This is a genomic window from Allokutzneria sp. NRRL B-24872, from assembly GCF_002155965.1.
GTDB lineage: Bacteria > Actinomycetota > Actinomycetes > Mycobacteriales > Pseudonocardiaceae > Allokutzneria.
In genome coordinates this window covers 1-514 of record NZ_MUMH01000356.1, presented here as the reverse complement: position 1 = coordinate 514, position 514 = coordinate 1, and the positions used below count along the sequence as shown (strand labels likewise).

The following is a 514-nucleotide window of genomic DNA, read 5'->3' as shown; positions in this document are numbered from 1 at the left end:
TGCTGGGCACGGTCGGCGGCACCGTCGTCGACCCGGCCAACGGCGACGTGCTGTGGGACAAGTCCGCGGGCACCGCGATGACGCCCGCGTCCACCGCCAAGATCATCACTTCGGCCGCGGCGCTGCTCGCGCTCGACCCGCAGGCGACGCTGACCACCAAGGTCGTCGAGGGCCCGGAGCCCGGCACGATCGTGCTGGTCGGCGGCGGTGACCCGACGATCTCCGGCGGGGCGAAGGGCTTCTACCCGGGCGCGGCGAAGCTGGACGACCTGGTCGCGAAGGTCAAGGCGGCCACCAACGGCCAGCAGGTCCGAAAGGTCCTCGTCGACACCAGCGCCTACAGCGGCGACACCAAGGGACCCGGTTGGCAGGGCCCGGACATGGACGGCCAGGGCGACGACTACGCGGCGCCGATGGAGCCCGTGATGCTCGACGGCGGACGGCTCGTCATCACCAACGGCGACTCCGCGCGGACCACCACCCCGGCCCGCTCCGCGGCGGGCAAGCTCGCCGA

General features: G+C 73.0%; 1 protein-coding gene. It reads left to right on the top strand.

Features of this window, described 5'->3' with window-relative positions; translation table 11 throughout:
• The coding region (locus tag CCN37_RS38030; protein WP_210408408.1) for a D-alanyl-D-alanine carboxypeptidase at window positions 1-514 on the top strand (514 nt) is incomplete at both ends.